Annotated in this window: 15 protein-coding genes; 7 read left to right on the top strand and 8 right to left on the bottom strand. The window is 72.7% G+C overall.

Annotation, left to right across the window (positions count from 1 at the left end; all coding sequences use genetic code 11):
* Nucleotides 1-31: 31 nt before the first annotated feature.
* The 5 genes from ACIRS4_RS09865 to ACIRS4_RS09845 all read right to left on the bottom strand — a co-directional run bounded on the left by ACIRS4_RS09865 (nucleotide 32) and on the right by ACIRS4_RS09845 (nucleotide 2,945).
* Nucleotides 32-358, bottom strand: coding sequence for a deoxyxylulose-5-phosphate synthase (locus ACIRS4_RS09865; RefSeq protein WP_404192559.1), 327 nt, complete (start codon nucleotides 356-358; stop codon nucleotides 32-34).
* Nucleotides 359-485: 127 nt separating this feature from the next.
* Nucleotides 486-836 (bottom strand): MerR family transcriptional regulator, encoded by a 351-nt coding sequence (locus ACIRS4_RS09860; RefSeq protein ID WP_404192557.1) that lies wholly within the window; start codon nucleotides 834-836, stop codon nucleotides 486-488.
* 592 nt (nucleotides 837-1,428) lie between these two features.
* Nucleotides 1,429-1,743 (bottom strand): SCO5918 family protein, encoded by a 315-nt coding sequence (locus ACIRS4_RS09855; RefSeq protein ID WP_404192555.1) that lies wholly within the window; start codon nucleotides 1,741-1,743, stop codon nucleotides 1,429-1,431.
* A gap of 46 nt (nucleotides 1,744-1,789) precedes the next feature.
* On the bottom strand, nucleotides 1,790-2,137 hold the full coding sequence (locus tag ACIRS4_RS09850; protein WP_404192552.1) for a CBS domain-containing protein: 348 nt from the start codon (nucleotides 2,135-2,137) through the stop codon (nucleotides 1,790-1,792).
* 604 nt (nucleotides 2,138-2,741) lie between these two features.
* Nucleotides 2,742-2,945, bottom strand: a complete 204-nt coding sequence (locus ACIRS4_RS09845; RefSeq protein ID WP_065963989.1) for a cold-shock protein — start codon at nucleotides 2,943-2,945, stop codon at nucleotides 2,742-2,744.
* A 413-nt stretch (nucleotides 2,946-3,358) separates the two neighbouring features.
* Here ACIRS4_RS09845 and ACIRS4_RS09840 point away from each other — a divergent pair, with 413 nt between their 5' ends.
* The 5 genes from ACIRS4_RS09840 (at nucleotide 3,359) to ACIRS4_RS09820 (ending at nucleotide 10,280) form a co-directional block, all read left to right on the top strand.
* A complete protein-coding gene (locus tag ACIRS4_RS09840) occupies nucleotides 3,359-3,907 on the top strand; it encodes an isochorismatase family cysteine hydrolase (RefSeq protein ID WP_404192550.1) in 549 nt (182 codons plus the stop codon).
* A 298-nt stretch (nucleotides 3,908-4,205) separates the two neighbouring features.
* Nucleotides 4,206-6,371, top strand: coding sequence for a DUF1996 domain-containing protein (locus tag ACIRS4_RS09835; RefSeq protein ID WP_404193092.1), 2,166 nt, complete (start codon nucleotides 4,206-4,208; stop codon nucleotides 6,369-6,371).
* A 164-nt stretch (nucleotides 6,372-6,535) separates the two neighbouring features.
* Entirely contained in the window at nucleotides 6,536-8,248 is a 1,713-nt protein-coding gene (locus ACIRS4_RS09830; RefSeq protein ID WP_404192546.1) for a hypothetical protein, read from the top strand.
* Nucleotides 8,249-8,335: 87 nt separating this feature from the next.
* Entirely contained in the window at nucleotides 8,336-9,715 is a 1,380-nt protein-coding gene (locus ACIRS4_RS09825; protein ID WP_404192543.1) for a diacylglycerol/lipid kinase family protein, read from the top strand.
* Entirely contained in the window at nucleotides 9,708-10,280 is a 573-nt protein-coding gene (locus ACIRS4_RS09820; protein ID WP_404192541.1) for a phosphatase PAP2 family protein, read from the top strand. The genes ACIRS4_RS09825 and ACIRS4_RS09820 overlap by 8 nt, the downstream gene beginning before the upstream one ends.
* 16 nt (nucleotides 10,281-10,296) lie before the next feature.
* Here ACIRS4_RS09820 and ACIRS4_RS09815 read toward each other — a convergent pair whose 3' ends face one another.
* Nucleotides 10,297-10,932 (bottom strand): class I SAM-dependent methyltransferase, encoded by a 636-nt coding sequence (locus ACIRS4_RS09815; RefSeq protein ID WP_404192538.1) that lies wholly within the window; start codon nucleotides 10,930-10,932, stop codon nucleotides 10,297-10,299.
* 327 nt (nucleotides 10,933-11,259) lie between these two features.
* Between ACIRS4_RS09815 and ACIRS4_RS09810 the strand changes: the two genes are divergently transcribed.
* The gene (locus ACIRS4_RS09810) at nucleotides 11,260-11,433 is read left to right on the top strand and encodes a hypothetical protein (RefSeq protein WP_352251111.1); all 174 of its coding nucleotides are present in this window, start codon (nucleotides 11,260-11,262) and stop codon (nucleotides 11,431-11,433) included.
* A 123-nt stretch (nucleotides 11,434-11,556) separates the two neighbouring features.
* Here the strand turns inward: ACIRS4_RS09810 and ACIRS4_RS09805 are convergent, their stop codons facing one another.
* Together ACIRS4_RS09805 and ACIRS4_RS09800 are read right to left on the bottom strand one after the other, a co-directional pair.
* Nucleotides 11,557-13,644 (bottom strand): C40 family peptidase, encoded by a 2,088-nt coding sequence (locus tag ACIRS4_RS09805; RefSeq protein ID WP_404192535.1) that lies wholly within the window; start codon nucleotides 13,642-13,644, stop codon nucleotides 11,557-11,559.
* Between the two features lie 436 nt (nucleotides 13,645-14,080).
* The gene (locus ACIRS4_RS09800) at nucleotides 14,081-14,422 is read right to left on the bottom strand and encodes a helix-turn-helix transcriptional regulator (protein ID WP_404192532.1); all 342 of its coding nucleotides are present in this window, start codon (nucleotides 14,420-14,422) and stop codon (nucleotides 14,081-14,083) included.
* Nucleotides 14,423-14,547: 125 nt separating this feature from the next.
* On the opposite strand from ACIRS4_RS09800, the gene ACIRS4_RS09795 reads away from it, so the two are divergent.
* Nucleotides 14,548-15,345, top strand: a complete 798-nt coding sequence (locus tag ACIRS4_RS09795; RefSeq protein WP_404192529.1) for an ANTAR domain-containing protein — start codon at nucleotides 14,548-14,550, stop codon at nucleotides 15,343-15,345.
* Nucleotides 15,346-15,391: the final 46 nt, after the last annotated feature.

The raw sequence follows: 15,391 nt of genomic DNA, 5'->3' as shown, positions 1-15,391 counted from the left end.
TGTATACGAGGGCGGGATCTCTTCACGCGGGTCAGACGTCGTAGCGCAGCAGGGCGCGGGCGATCGGCACGCCGGTGCGGTGGGCGTACGCGGTGCGCTCCTTGACCTCGCGGAGGGTGCGGGGCCGCCAACCGGGGCCGCCGCAGCAGCTCTTGTGGAAGCCGATGCCCGCGTTGAGCACGACGGACAGCGCCCGCCAGGCGTCCTTGTCCCGCCGTCGGGGCGGGGCGAACGCCGAACCCGCGTGGATCATCACGCGGGCGCAGCGCGGACAGCGCCGCTCACGCTCGACGCCGTGGTTCTGCTTGTACGAGGCGCGGCACGGCAGGCACACGTACGCGGTCTTCCCTTGGGGCATGACGGCAGAGTAGACGTCGGCCGTGCGGGCCCGCCTCCCATATAGCGGACGTCTCCCACAGAGCAGGCGGCCCGGGTTCAGGTCATGTCGGCGGACTCGAGCCGACCCCGCCCGAGCCCCACCGGGCTCAGCGTGAACCGGGATCGGGGCCTCGGGACGCTTCGGACGCGGCGCGGCGGTACTCGGAGTTGATGCGCTGAGCCTCCTCGAGCTGGTCCTCGAGGATGATGATGCGGCACGCGGCCTCGATCGGGGTGCCCCTGTCGACGAGCTCGCGGGCGCGCGCGGCGATGCGCAGCTGGTAGCGCGAGTACCGGCGATGCCCGCCTTCCGAGCGCAGCGGAGTGATCAGACGGGCCTCGCCGATGGCTCGCAGGAAACCGGGGGTCGTTCCGAGCATTTCCGCGGCTCGGCCCATGGTGTACGCGGGGTAGTCGTCGTCGTCCAGACGATCGCTGAGTGGGGTATCTGCTTCCATGTCACCTCGTTGTGCAACGCGTCGAGGGGCCCTGATGCCGTACGGCACCAGGGCCCCGAAGGAAATTCAACACCATCTGTCGGCCCACACGCTCAGCCGACCTTCTTTTTCCGCTGCCCGCCCGCGGAAGGGGACGGGTGCGGGGATCGCGGCTGTCTGACCGGGGACCACCATCCATTCCAGGTTCTCGCGGACCCGGACCGAGAGCTCCCCGGGCCGGGCGATCCTGATGGCGTCTGCTCCTCCGTCCTTTCTTCGAACCGATCACTTGGAGAACGGGTACTGCGGTACTGCTCGGTGACGCTCTGTGCAGCCCCTCGATCGCGGGCTGCACAGTGACCTGCGAACTTACGTACTGCACCCGCCAGTTCGTGTCTGCCGGGTCTGATGTGACCGTATCGACGAGTGAAAGGCTAGCTGGCCTGCGAGCCAATGTCTACTCCGGCAAGAGGAGATTTTCTGCGTCGAGGAGTCGCGGTGCGACCCGCGGGCGAGAGTCGGCGCCGGGGCGGCGAAACGACGAGGGAGGGCCCTGTCCGCATGTGCGGACAGGGCCCTCCCTGGGGCTGAGACGGCCGGCTTCGGCCTGTGTTCACGCCTCCGGGCAGGCAGAGCCCCCGAGCAGCGCGGAAGCGGTCTGGAGCGGAGTGAGTGCGCCCGCCGGCGTGATCCCGGGATGCTCGTTGCAGGTGAAGCCGAGGCGGGCCATGGCCCGGACGACCTCCCCGCTGGTGAAGTCGCGGCGGTCCTGTCCCGTGAGGACCTGGCCCACTTGCTTGACCGGGTAACGGCGGCGGCCGATGATCACGGACTCACCCGTGACAGGTTCGGGGCTGATGCCCTTCATCGAGGCCAGCACCCCGTTCTTGGTCAGTTCGAACGGGAACCGGGCGATGACACAGCGCATGATGCCTCACAGCGATAAGAGGGAGCGGCCGACCGGGCCGGGCGGGTCAGCGGACGAGGGCGAGGACGTCCGGGGCGACCCCGCCGTGCTCCCCCTCGGCGCCGGGCCGAACGCCGGGGCTGAACGGTCCGTCGAGGATGTCCCGCAGACGGACCCGGTCCGTATAGGCGGAGCTGTCGCGGAGAACGGCGAGCCGCGCCAGGGTGATCAGGCCCCTGCTCTGGTCGTCCCCGTCGCAGAGGACGAGATGATCGACGCGTGCACCGGCCATCAGGCAGAGAGCCACCTCGACCGTCATGTCGTCACACACCCGAGGTCCGGACGTGTCACGGTCGTCGACCGCGGCCTTCTGGGAGGGTGCCCCTTTGGGGTGGTCCGTCTGAGCCGGCGTCATGGGTGCCTCCTGCTGGAAGGGGGATGGCTCGGGACCGCAGCGGCTCCCGGGCGTGGGGGGAGGGGCTCGGAACACGACCTGGGCGACCGGGTCAGGGCCGGCTCTGTCGCCGTGCCCTGCGGCGCGTCCCGGCCCCGACCGGGCGTCCCTGGCCGGCCTGGCCCCCGCGACCTCGATGGCCCCGGGCCGACGAAGACGCGCCGCGGGGGCGCTCCGCCTCCGGCGCGGTGACCACGATCGGGACGCCGGAAGGGGCTCGGGCACCCGTGCTGCGGCTCAGCTCCGCATCGCCGGGTCCGAAATCGCCCTGCGAGTTCCGTCCGGTCCGGCGGTTTCCATGCCCCCGGGAGCGGCGCTGAGCGACGGGGCGGCCGGCGTCGGCGCCACCCGTAAATCGGTCGTGTGTGCGGGAGGGTTGGGCACGCTTCATGCGGAACCTTCCTTGACGGGGCGCGAAGCAAGGAATTCCCGCAGCAGCCGAGCGGCGCAGAGAATCTCGAGACGAGCCGAAATCGATGTGGGCGGCGCAGCCCGAAATGCAGCGAGCTGGGGCCCGCACCCCAAGGTGCGGGCCCCAGCTGTGAAGTGTGCGTCAGCGCCGGTGTCAGGCGGGAACGATGTTCTCGGCCGTGGGGCCCTTCTGGCCCTGCGCGACGTCGAACGACACCTTCTGGCCTTCCAGCAGCTCGCGGAAGCCCTGGGTGGCGATGTTCGAGTAGTGGGCGAAGACGTCGGCTCCGCCGCCGTCCTGCTCGATGAAGCCGAAGCCCTTTTCCGCGTTGAACCATTTCACGGTGCCGGTAGCCATATCATGTTCCTTTCGGAGACGGTGTCAGGAATTCACTCGAGTGGATTCCGTGTCGCCGTGATGATCACCCCGTCGGAAAGGAACCTACTGGCAACCAAGACTGCAACTGGTTCGGACAGTAGCATGGTGGGATCGGCGCTGCCCGGTCGATTGTCGTGCGCCGGGCGACGGTCGAGAAATACTCGCCGCGCCCGTTTCCTATTTCTTATGTCGCGGACACAGATATTGCTCTCCCGGTCCGGCGGGCGGGGCGCCCGGCCACCGCTCACCGGGCGGGCCGGGTCTGATCGTTTTACGGTGGTGGAGCGGGCCCGGCCCTCCCGGGGGCCCGGTCCGCTCCCGGCCGGCGCCGACTTCCCCCATGTCCACTCCGGCCGGGATCCTGCTGGCCCGATGAGGGGAACTCCTCCGGCATGGGCAAGACCGCACTCATCCTCATCGACATGATCAACACGTACGACCACAAGGACGTCGAGCTGCTCCTGCCGTCCGCGCGCGAGACGGTCCCGGCGATCGCCGGACTCCTCGAGCGGGCCCGCCGCGCCGAGGTCCCCGTCGTCTACGTCAACGACAACTTCGGCCAGTGGCGTTCCCATCACGGCGAGCTTCTCACCGCCGCCCTCTCCGGGCCGCACGCCGACCTCGTGGAACCGCTGCGTCCTGACGACGACTCCCTGTTCGTCATGAAGGCCCGGCACTCGATCTTCTTCGAGACCCCGCTGGGCTATCTCCTCCAGCAGGAGGGCATGGACCGGCTCGTCCTCTGCGGCCAGGTCACCGAACAATGCGTCCTGTACTCGGCCCTGGACGCCCACATCCGTCATCTGAACGTGATCGTGCCCCGTGACGCCGTGGCCCACATCCACGCCGATCTCGCCGACGCCGCCCTGCAGATGATGGAGCGGAACATGGGCGCGCGCGTCTGCGACAGCGCTGACCTCTGGTCCGACGACGGCGTCTGACGGGCCGTCGGTGAAGTGGCCGGACCCGGTGTCCCGCGTCCGGGCCTTCCTTGCCCCTGAATCGGCGAGAAGCCTGTGACCTGGATAGACAGCGCTTTCCGCTGAGAGCTTACTGTGAATTTCTGATTCCGTTGAACACAGCTGTGTCCGGCTGCGTATTGGGCCGGGGGGATTCCATGCCCTGGCCGCCGACGAAGCTTTGGAGCACTCCGTGGGACACAACAGCCGCAGACGCCCGACGGGCGGGAGGCGCGCGACCTTCGCCGCGGTCGCGTTGATCTTGGGCGGTGGCGGACTGATGGCCGCGAACGTCTACGCATCCGCGAGCGAGGACGACGCCGGCGGGCCCTGGACTTCGGGCTCCGTCACCATCGACTGCCCCGACGTCGGCAACCGGCTGACGAACGTGCCCGAGCAGGCCTCGGGAGAGGTCGACCGCGAACTCGCCCTGCTGGACGAGCAGATCGCCGCCGCCTACCGCCAACTCCAGGAGAACGCACAGGCCGTTCGCCAGGACGCCGGCTTCGCCGACAACGCGGTGATGAACCCGCTGAAGGAGAAGCGCGCCGCGACCATCGAGCGCATCGGGAACGCCCTCGATCGTGTCGGTGGCCGCCCGGAGGGCCTCTCGGACCTCGCCGCGTGCTCACTGCGCACCGCCGACGACCGCGCGGGCGAGGGAGACCAGGGCGGCGGCCGGAACCAGGAGGGCCAGGGGCAGGGGCAGAATCAGGGCCAAGGACAGGATCAGGGCCAGAACCAGGAGGGCCAGGGCCAGGGGCAGGGGCAGGGCGACGGTCAGCGGAACGGCGGGGGCGGGCAGGGCAACGGCGGTCAGGCCGGGAACGGCCCCGTGGCCGCCGACTTCACCGACATCACCGCCGTCCAGCCCGCGCAGCAGCCCGCCGATCCCGGCTCCGGCCCCTCCGGCGGCACCTTCACCTCCAGCTGCGGCGTCAACGCGAACGGTCTGTTCAACTCCGACAACGTGATCGTGGCCCCGGGCGTCTCCAACGGCGCCCACCACTTCCACGACTACATCGGCAACCAGTCCAACGACGCCTTCGCCTCCGACGAGGACCTGGCGAAGGCCGAGACCACCTGCGTCGACCAGGGCGACAAGTCCACCTACTACTGGCCCGTCCTGCGCCTGCAGAACGGCGCCCAGGAACGGGACGCCAACTCTCCCGGCGGCGGCATCGAGGGCAACGCGGGGAAGATCGTCACACCGAAGGACGTCACCCTCACCTTCGTCGGCAACCCGCGGTCCGAGGTCACGGCCATGCCGCGCTTGCTGCGCATCATCACCGGCGACGCCAAGGCGTTCGTCAACGGCACCGCCAACGCCAACGCGTCCTGGAGCTGCACGGGCTTCGAGGACCGGCAGCTGAAGGACAAGTACCCGCTCTGCCCGGACGGCAGCGACGTGGTGCGCACCTTCCGCTTCCAGAGCTGCTGGGACGGCGCCAACATCGACAGCGCCAACCACCGCACCCATGTGGCCTTCGCCGCCGCCGACGGCAGCTGCCCGGCCGGCTTCCGGGCCATCCCGCAGCTCGTGCAGCGCATCGTCTACGACGTCGACGCGCCCAGCCTCCAGGACGGCGGCCGCACGACCCCGCTGTTCGCGGTGGACTCCTTCCCCGAGCAGCTGCACAAGGCCGTCACCGACCACGGCGACTTCATCAACGTCTTCGACGAGAACCTGATGAACGAGATGGTCGGCTGCATCAACGACGGCCGCACCTGCGGCAACGGCGACGGCGGCAACGGCGGCGGCAACAACGGGGACGGCGGCAACGACAACGCCGGCGGCGGTGACAACGGCGGCGGCAACGACAACGGCGGCGGCAACAACACCGGCGGCAACGACAACGGCGGCGGCGGTGAGAACACCGGCGGCGGCAACAACACCGGCAACACCGGCAACGCCAACGGCAACAACGACACCGGCAACAACGACGACGCCGCAGGCCAGGGCGACGACCAGCAGCCCCCCGCCCAGAGCCCCCGCACCGACGCCGCCACTGCCGGCACCGGCAAGGCGGACACCCCCCGGACCGCTGAGCCCCGTACCACTCGACCCCGGACCGACGAACCTCGTACCGAACAGCCCCGCACGGCCGAGCCCCGTTCCGCCACTCAGCCGACCGCCAAGTCGACCCAGGCGGCCCCCGCTTCCGCTCCCGCCGCCGTCGGCGGAGCCCAGGGCGAGATCGGCGCTCCCGCGACCGCCCCCACCCAGGCCGCGCCCGCGGGCGTCGTCGGCGGTGCGGACGGTTCGGACAGCCCGGGCGGTGCGGGCAGCGCCGGCGACACGGGCGACACCCCCGTCCTGCCCGCGCCGCAGGCCCAGGGCGGTCTGGCCGACACCGGCGCCAGCCTGTGGCCCGCGGCCGCCGGCGGGCTCCTCGTGATCGGCGGTTTCGTCGTCCTGCGCCGGGCCGCGAGCCGCCGCCACTGAGGCGCCGCGGCTCCCGCCGGGGGCGGCGCGTTCGGGTGCACCCGGACACGAGCGACCGCCCCTCCGCAGGACCGCGCGGTATATGTCGCTCGGGGCGACCCACGGGCCGCCCCGAGCGACACTGGCTCCGGGAGGTCGGTGCGCAGCACGACCAGGGGAGCGCCATGGACCACACATCCGTCGACGGCTACGACTACGACCTCGGCTCCTACGGCCGGCCGGTCACGACCTCGTCCCCCGAGGCCCAGCGCTGGTTCGACCGGGGACTGGTCTGGTCGTACGGCTTCCACCACGAGGAGGCCGTCGCGTGCTTCGAGGCCGCGGCCCGCGCCGACCCCGACTGCGCCATGGCGTACTGGGGCATCGCGTACGCGCTCGGCCCCAACTACAACAAGCCCTGGGAGTTCTTCGACGACCAGGACCTGCGCCGCACGGTCACTCGCGCCCACGCCGCCGTGGAGCAGGCCCACGAGAAGGCCGCGGGCGCCGGTCCCGTGGAGCGGGCCCTCATCGACGCGCTGCGCGCCCGCTACCCCCAGGACCGCCCCGCCGAGGACTGCTCGGTGTGGAACCCGCCGTATGCCGACGCCATGCGCGTCGTCCACGAGCTGGCCCCGGACGACCTCGACGTGGCCGCGCTGTTCGCCGACGCCCTGATGAACCTGACGCCCTGGCAGCTGTGGGACCTGCGCACGGGCGAACCCGCCGAGGGCGCGCGCACGCTGGAGGCCAAGGCCGTCCTGGAGCGGGCGCTCGCCGCCGAAGGCGCGCTCGACCACCCCGGCGTCCTGCACTTCCACATCCACCTGATGGAGATGTCGCCGGCCCCAGAGGCCGCCCTGTCCGTCGCCGACCGGCTGCGCGACCTGGTCCCCGACGCCGGACACCTCCAGCACATGCCCTCGCACCTGGAGGTGCTGTGCGGGGACTACCGTGCGGTCGTCGCCGACAACACGCGTGCGATCGCCGCCGACGAGAGGTACCTCGCCCGGGCCGGGGCGATGAACTTCTACACCCTCTACCGGGCGCACAACCACCACTTCAGGATCTACGGCGCGATGTTCCTCGGCCGGTCCCAGGTCGCCCTGGACGCCACCGCCCGACTCGAGGCGGCCCTGCCGGAGGAACTGCTGCGGGTGGAGAGCCCGCCGATGGCGGACTGGCTGGAGGCCTTCCTCACCATGCGGCCGCACGTGCTGATCCGTTTCGGCCGCTGGGCCGACGTCCTCGACCTGCCGGCGCCCTCCGACTCGCGGCTGTACTGCATGACCACCGCCATGCGGCACTACGCGCGCGGTGTCGCGTTCTCCGCCACCGGCCGCGTCGAGGAGGCGGAGACCGAGCGCGCGCTGTTCACCGAAGCCGTCGCCCGGGTCCCCGAGACCCGGATGCTGTTCAACAACACCTGTGCCGACATCCTCGCCATCGCCGCCGCGATGCTCGACGGCGAGCTGGAGTACCGCAAGGGCCGCCACGACGCCGCGTTCGCCGCCCTGGAGCGGTCGATCGCCCTGGACGACGGCCTTCCGTACGACGAGCCGTGGGGCTGGATGCAGCCCACCCGGCACGCGTACGGCGCGCTGCTGCTGGAGCGGGGCCGCATCGCGGAGGCCGAGGCCGTCTACCGCGCCGACCTCGGCCTCGACGACCTGCTGCCCCGCCCCTCCCAGCACCCCGGCAACGTGTGGTCCCTGCACGGACTCCACGAGTGCCTGGTCCGGCTCGGCAAGCGGGAGGAGGCGCGGCTCGTGGCCCAGCAGCTGAAGTTCGCGGCCGCCGTGGCCGACGTCCCGGTGAAGGCGTCCTGCTTCTGCCGTCTCGACACCGTCGGCGCCGGGCCCGCGGACACGGACGGCTGCTGTGCCATGGACAATTGATCGACAGCGCTGTCCGAGACGGACGGCCGCGACGAACTTTCATGCCGAACAGCTCGAACAGGGGGCTCGGACCATGGCAGGCGCAGGGTGAACGAGACGAGTGCCACCAGACCGCAGGCCGAGGCCCGGCCGTCCACCGGGATCGGCCGCGCCCGCGGCTGGGCGCGGCTCGCGCTGCTGCTGCTCGCCGGCTGCGCCGCGGTGGTCGCGGCGGGCGCCGGATCCGGCGGGTGGCTGGTCCTGCTCATCGGGTTCGCCGGGCTGGCGGTGGCCGGAGCCGGCGTGTGGTGGATGCTGGCCCGGCGCGGCGGCGCCCGGCTGCTCGGCGGCCTGCTGGCCGTCGCCGCGCCGATCGCCGTGCTGGTGCTGTACGCCGCGTCGGGGCTGTGGGTGGTCGCCGTGGGCGCGGTCGCGCTGTGGGCGGCCGCACTCGCCTCCGCGCGGACCGCGCTGCGCCTTCTGCGCCGCCCGCGCGGCATGCACACCCGCAGGACGCCACGGCCCCGCCGCCCGGTGCTGATCATGAACGTCCGGTCGGGCGGCGGCAAGGTCGAACGGTTCGGCCTCGTCGAACGGGCGGAGAAGCTCGGCGCCCGGGTGATCCTGCTCGGCCAGGACACCTACGTCGACCCCGCGGCGGTGGCCCGGCAGGCCATCGCCGACGGCGCCGACCTGCTCGGCGTGGCGGGCGGCGACGGCACCCAGGCGCTCGTCGCGGCGGTCGCCGCCGAACACGGCGTCCCCTTCCTGGTCATCGCCGCCGGCACCCGCAACCACTTCGCCATGGACCTCGGCCTGGACCGCACCGACCCCGTACGCAGCCTCGACGCCCTCACCGAGGGCGTGGAACTCCGCGTCGACCTGGGCGAGGTCAGTGGGCGGCCCTTCGTCAACACCGTGTCCTTCGGGGCGTACGCGGAGATCGTGCAGAGCCCCGAGTACCGCGACGCCAAGGCCGCCACCGCACTGGAACACCTGCCCGAGCTGCTCGCCGGCGACGGCGGCGCCACCCTGGACGTGAGCACCGACGGCTCCCGCGTCCAGGCCCCGCAGGCCCTCCTCGTCAGCAACAACGCCTACGCCCGCGCCGACCCGCTCGGCGGCGGCCGCCGGCCCCGGCTGGACGCCGGTGTGCTCGGGGTTATCGGGGTGCGGGTGGACAGCGCCGCCCAGGCCGCCGAGCTGGCCCTGCTGGGAGAGCGGGCCAGCGGCATCACCTCGCTCACCTCCCTGCGCGTGACCGTCGAGGCCGACCGGGACCGCATCCCCGTCGCCGTCGACGGCGAAGCCCTGGAACTGCCGACGCCGGTCGTCTGCTCGGTGCGCGCCGGCGTGCTCCGGGTCCGGGTGCCCCGGCACCGGCCCGGCGCCGCCTACGCCCCGCCCGCGGTCGACTGGCGGCGCATCGTCCGCCTCGCGCTCGGCCATCCCGACCCCCGCACGATCAAGGACTCCTACGATGTCTGACGGTTCGCCGAAGTTCTCCGCCGTGAGCCTGGTCCGTGACCTGGCCACCCTGGACCGGGCCCTGTACGAGACGGTCACGGTGACCAGGACGCCCACGCTGGACACCGCGCTGCGCCGGCTGTCCGGGGCCGCCGACCACTCCAAGATCTCCTTCGCGGTCGCCGCCGGCCTCGCCCTGCGGGGCGGACGCACGCGCCGCGCCGCCGCGCTGGGCGTCGCCGCCATCGGCGTGGCCTCGGCGGGCGCCAACCTGCTGGGCAAGCGGCTGGTACGCCGCCCCCGCCCGCACCGGGCCGTCGACTCGCCGTTCCCCGGGCGGCACGTGCCGATGCCGGACTCCGCGTCCTTCCCGTCCGGGCACACCGCCTCGGCGGTCGCCTTCGCCGCGGCCGTCGGCCCGGGCCTGCCCGCCGCGGCGGTCCCGCTCGGCCTGCTGGCCTGCGCGGTCGGCTACTCGCGCGTCCACACCGGCGTGCACTACCCGGGCGACGTCGTGGCCGGCGCGCTGCTGGGCACCGGCTCGGCGGCCCTCGTCCTGGCGGTGGCGGCCCGCTTCGACGACTGAGCGGCCGCCCCTGGTTTCAGGGGCGTTCGCAGTGCAGGAACACATGGGGCTCGGGGACGGCCTCGGGGTGGTCCGGGGTGAACAGGGCGTTCTCCTCGGCCAGCACCGTCAGGCCGGCCCGGGTCACCTCCTCGACGAGGTCCGGGCCGGCGAAGCTGGTCACCCGCACCGGCTGCCCCATGAAGACGGCGTCCACGCCCTCCACGTCCAGCGGTACGGTCGCCAGCACGAGGCTGCCCCCGTGCCGCACCGCCCGCGTCAGCCGGCCGATCAGGGCGGCCTGCTCGGCGCGGTCCAGCTGGAGCAGGGAGAAGTACACGCAGACCGCGTCGAACGAGCCGTCCTCCAAGGGCAGTTCCCGTACGTCGGCGCAGCGGAAGGCGGCCTCCGGGACCTGCCGGGCGGCGAGGTCGACCATGACGGGGGAGACGTCGACGCCCAGGACGTCGTGGCCCGCCGCCGCCAGGGTGGCGGCCGTCGGCCTGCCCGTCCCGCTGCCGACGTCCAGCACCCGGCTGCCCGGCGCGAGCCGCCCCAGCAGCCACTCCAGTGACCGGCGGTGCGGGGCGGAGTGAGCGAACGCCTTCTCGTACGCGGATCCCAGCGCGTCGAACACCGCCGCGGCCCGTCGTGCGTCGTCCTCACCGGTCAAGTCGGACCTCCCCGTCGGTCGAGCGGTTGCCGTGTGCGCGGACGCCGTGTGCGCCCGGACGCGCATCGTCGCATTCCTGACGGGGGCTCACAACGGGGCCGGGCGGGGGCCGCGCGGGTGTACGGAGAGTGACACTGCTCACGGTGTCGCGTGGCCGGTCCGAACGCTCACCCGTTCAATTCAGGCCTTTGTCGGGAGGGGCGGCGGAAGCGGCCGGAATCCGAGTTTCCGCTACCGTCAGTAACATGATCCACTCTCACTTCCAGGTATGCCTACTCGTCAGTAGCTCTCGCCTGGGTCATCGCCGTATCTGATCGGAGGACTCCTGTGCCCTCTCCCGAGGAAGCCCTGCAGCAGGCCCGTGCCACCTACGAGGAGCACGCCCGAACCTGCCGGCAGTGCCACTTCGACACCGTGCCCTGCGCGGTCTCCAAGCATCTCCTGCGCGCCTACAACAACGCCCGCAGGGAGCAGATGCGCGCCGACTCGGCGGCTCGCTGAGTCCGGATCCTGACCGCCCCCGGCCGTGCGCCGCCGCACCGTGCGCCGCCGCACCGGGCGGCGAGGCACCGGGCGGCGAGGCCCGCGGCGGCCGTCCCCCTGCCGGCCGCCCGGAGCGGATCTTCAGGCGGGGCGCACGGCGCCGCGCAGCGCTCCCTCGCCGAGGCTGTGCACGGAATCCTCGCGGATACGCGCGCCCGGGCCGGGTGCGTGGATCATCATGCCGTCGCCGGTGCACAGCCCGGTGTGGCTCAGGTCGTCGTGGAAGAAGACGAGGTCGCCGGCGCGCAGGTCGTCCAGGCCGACCGAGGTGAACGCCCGCGCCTGGTCCACGGCCGACCGCGGCAGCGTCACGCCGGCGGCCCTCCACGCGGCTTGGGTCAGGCTGGAGCAGTCGTAGGACTCCGGTCCCGTCGCACCCGACACGCACGGTCGACCCAGTTGCGCCCGGGCGAACGCCAGCGCCTTGTCCGCCCTGCCGAGGTAGACGGCGCCGGTGGTGTGAGCGGTGACGTCGGCGGGGGCCGCGGGCATGGCGGACATGGCGGGTACGGCAGCCGGGGGCAGGGGCGCCTGGGCGGCCGTCGGCGCGGCGGCCTGCGGGGCGTATCCAGGGGCGGTGACCGCGGCTTGGGGCCCGGCGGGGGCGTACCCGGGCGCGGAAAGCGTGACGTGAGGGGCTGCGGCGGCGAACGCCGGTGCCGGGGGAGCGGTTTGGGGCGCGGCGGCTGCGAACGCGGGTGCCGGGGGCGCTGCTTGGGGGGTCGGGGACGGGGCCGCGAACGTGGGCGCGGCGGCCTGCGGGGCGTTCGGTGCGTATCCGGGCGCGGCCGCGGGCATTCCCTGGGCGTACTCGGGCGTCGGCAGCGTCACTTCGGGGGCCGCCGGGGCGTACGAGGTGGTGGGAAGCGGGATTTGAGGGGTCGGCAGCACGAACCCCTGGGCGGGAGCCGGGGCTTGCGGCTGCTGCGGCGGGAGACCCGTGGCCGGGGGCGCGAGCAGGTCGCCGTAACTGGCGGCCAGTATGCCCGTCTCGGGTGCCGGGAATCCGCCCACGGGCGCTCCGAGCCCGGGGTCGGCAGCCCCGGCCGGCGGGGCGGTGGGCGGAGCCGTGGGTCCGGCCGTCGTGCCCACGGTGGGGAACTGGCCGGTGCCGGTCATGTCGACGGCGGGGTACTGGCCCGTGCTCAGGCCGCCCACGGTGGGGAATTGGCCGGTGCCGGTGGTTGTCACGGCCGCGAACTGGCCGGTGCCCGTGGGGTCGACGGTCGGGAATTGGCCGGTGCCGGTGGTCGTCACGGCCGCGAACTGGCCGGTGCCCGTGGGGTCGACGGTCGGGAACTGGCCGGTGCCGGTCATGTCGACGGCGGGGAACTGGCCCGCGCTCGGGCCGCCCACCGTGGGAAACCGGCCCGTGCCGGTCGTGGGGCCGTCGGGCCGGTGGCCGTCCCAGGTGTTCGTCGTGGCGGCCCGGTAGGAGGGCAGCTCCCCGGTGTCCCATGTCTGCGCGGCCGGGCTGGCCTCGAGGGCCGGGCGGGCCGCCGTCGACTGCGCGATGCCGCGGGCCAGCACCTCACGGGCGGTGTCGAGCTTGCGCCGGATCTGTTCCTTGGACGTGCGCAGCGAGGACTGCGGTGCGGCGGGCGCGGAAGCGGACCCGGAGGCGGCGGGAAGGGCTGCCTGGGCCGGGGCGGGCACGGCCGGCAGGGCCTTGGGCTCCTCCTGCCGCGGCGAGGGCACGGCGGGCAGCGCGGCGACGGACCGGCCGGTCAGCTCCGGCGGCTGCCGCTCGCCGGCCTCCAGCTCACGTCTGGACGACAGTTCCCGCGCGGCCGCCTCCAACTCCCGCAGGGCTTCGGAGCCCGCCGCCTCCTGCGGACGCGGACGGGTGGGACGCTCGGGCATGCGGTCGGCGGGCAGGACGGCGGCGGTGACCGGTCCGATCTTGTTGCGCGCCACGTCGAACCACTGCCGGGCCACGGCCTCCAGCGAAGGGTCGCCCGACCCGCGGCGCGGGCTGTTGGCTACGGAAGTGACGGTCCGGCGCGAGCCGTTGTTCATGGCGCGGGTGGCATTGAAGGTGCCCGAGTCGTTCTCCGCCCGGTCGTAGAGGGAGGTGATCCGCTGCTGGATCTCCGCGCGGCTCGGCGTGCCGGCGTCCTCGATGCGTGCGGAACCCTTGCCCGAGGGGCGGGTGCGATCCGTCGCCATGGAAGACGTACTCCTTCCGTGCTCCGCCGGCCGAGTGGGCGGTGGCTGCGAGCGGCCCGTGCGCCGGGCGCTCCGCGCTCGCCGTCCTGCGGGACGGTCGGTCGTCCACCCCGGGGATGATCGGTCCCCGGCTCCGGCCGTACCACTGGTGCCACGGACTCGGCGGTGGCCGCGCGGCCCGGCGGGGTTCGCCGGAGTCGGTCGTGCGGCCTGGCGTCAACCTAACCAACTTGTGTGCCTGGTGTGAAGATTGAAGCGTTAAATGTCCGATACGTATTCGTGACATTCGTCTCTTCCGGCTGCAACCACGTTTGGCTCGCCCTGACTTGACCGATACGTGCGGCCGCAACTCGCCCGGGGTGGTTCGAACGATTCCGGCCGAATCGGCGGGCCCGAGGGGGTCAGGGGCCGGGGTGTGGCCGCGGAGCCGGACGGTTCACTCGCTGTGCGGGTCCGGCCCGGGCCGGCGAACGCGGCCCACCTCGTCCTGGATCAGCAAAGAGAGCAGGGACGCCACCGTGAGCCCCGCCTCGGCGGGGTGCCGCAGCACCTTGCCCGGCTCGATCCGGTACGTGTTGCCGCGTCCCTCCCGCCGATGGGACAGGTAGCCGTCCTGCTCCAGGTCGGAAATGATTTTCTGGACGGCGCGTTCGGTGAGCCGGCAGTGCGCGGCGATGTCACGGATGCGCGCGGAGTGGTTGTCGGCGATGACCGCCAGCACGCGGGCGTGGTTGGTCAGGAACGTCCATCCGGTATGCGGCTCAGGCACTCCCTCCATGGAGCCGATTCTACGCGAGGATTCATGTATACAAACGCCGGAACTTTATTTCATGTATCGGTTGACGTGTGACGCTTGTCCGGGCGAATCTGGTGTCATTGCAAGGGTGACCGGGGGAGGCGGTCGTGTCTGAGGCTGCGTACGACGCGGACCCCGCTGCCGGGGACGGCTGCGTACGGGAGGAGACAGGGGCCCCGGCGCGCCCCGAGCGCCACGCTCCGGCGGTCTACGGCACGGAGTTCACCCTCCAGCCCGACGGTGACCGCGTGGTCGTCGCCGTGCGCGGCGAGCTCGGCCTGGACGCCTGCGAGCGGTTGGCACGCGTTCTGCACACGGCCCTGGTGGAGGCGGCCGACGGCGTCGACCTGGACCTCGGCGAGGTGGTCTTCTGCGACTGCTCCGCCCTCAACACGTTGCTCGGTCTACGCGAGCGGGCGCTGGATCAGGGCAAGACGGTCGCCGTCCGCGCGGCCGGCCCGGCCGTCGCCCGTCTGCTCGCCCTGACCGCCACGGACGTCCTGTTCGCCGCCCCCGCTCCCGCCCCCGCTCCCGCCCCCGCTCCCGCCCTCGACGGCCCGGCCGACGGCGACACCGGTCCCCGTCACTCGGACGGCGTCGAGCAGGAGCTGTGGATCGAGGTGGTCCAGCTGCGGCGGGCCATGGAGACCCGGCCGGTCATCGACCTCGCCCGCGGCATCCTCATGGCGTCCTTCGCGCTCAGCGCGGACGACGCCTGGCGGGTCCTGGTCGAGGCCTCCCAGCACACCAACACCAAGCTCCACCAGCTCGCGGGGGAGCTGGTCGCCGCCGTCCAGGGGGCGCCGCCCGCGGAGGACGTACAGGAGAAGATCGCGGCGGCGGTCGCCAAGGTGCGGTCGGAGCCTCCGCCGGACGGCGACCGGATCGACCCCGCCGACCGCTGAACCGGGCGAGGTCGGAGCGCGGTCACGGCCACCCGGGACGCGCTCG

It is taken from the genome of Streptomyces sp. NPDC101166 (assembly GCF_044768125.1).
Lineage (GTDB): Bacteria > Actinomycetota > Actinomycetes > Streptomycetales > Streptomycetaceae > Streptomyces.
This window is presented reverse-complemented; position numbering and strand designations above follow the sequence as displayed.

Bases quoted from the DNA above. Each gene is read 5' to 3' on its own strand.
- ACIRS4_RS09865 (WP_404192559.1), bottom strand. From the start codon at position 358: ATGCCCCAAGGGAAGACCGCGTACGTGTGCCTGCCGTGCCGCGCCTCG.
- ACIRS4_RS09805 (WP_404192535.1), bottom strand. From the start codon at position 13,644: ATGGCGACGGATCGCACCCGCCCCTCGGGCAAGGGTTCCGCACGCATC.
- ACIRS4_RS09860 (WP_404192557.1), bottom strand. From the start codon at position 836: ATGGAAGCAGATACCCCACTCAGCGATCGTCTGGACGACGACGACTAC.
- ACIRS4_RS09845 (WP_065963989.1), bottom strand. From the start codon at position 2,945: ATGGCTACCGGCACCGTGAAATGGTTCAACGCGGAAAAGGGCTTCGGC.
- ACIRS4_RS09840 (WP_404192550.1), top strand. From the start codon at position 3,359: ATGGGCAAGACCGCACTCATCCTCATCGACATGATCAACACGTACGAC.
- ACIRS4_RS09800 (WP_404192532.1), bottom strand. From the start codon at position 14,422: ATGGAGGGAGTGCCTGAGCCGCATACCGGATGGACGTTCCTGACCAAC.
- ACIRS4_RS09850 (WP_404192552.1), bottom strand. From the start codon at position 2,137: ATGACGCCGGCTCAGACGGACCACCCCAAAGGGGCACCCTCCCAGAAG.
- ACIRS4_RS09830 (WP_404192546.1), top strand. From the start codon at position 6,536: ATGGACCACACATCCGTCGACGGCTACGACTACGACCTCGGCTCCTAC.
- ACIRS4_RS09835 (WP_404193092.1), top strand. From the start codon at position 4,206: ATGGCCGCGAACGTCTACGCATCCGCGAGCGAGGACGACGCCGGCGGG.
- ACIRS4_RS09820 (WP_404192541.1), top strand. From the start codon at position 9,708: ATGTCTGACGGTTCGCCGAAGTTCTCCGCCGTGAGCCTGGTCCGTGAC.
- ACIRS4_RS09855 (WP_404192555.1), bottom strand. From the start codon at position 1,743: ATGCGCTGTGTCATCGCCCGGTTCCCGTTCGAACTGACCAAGAACGGG.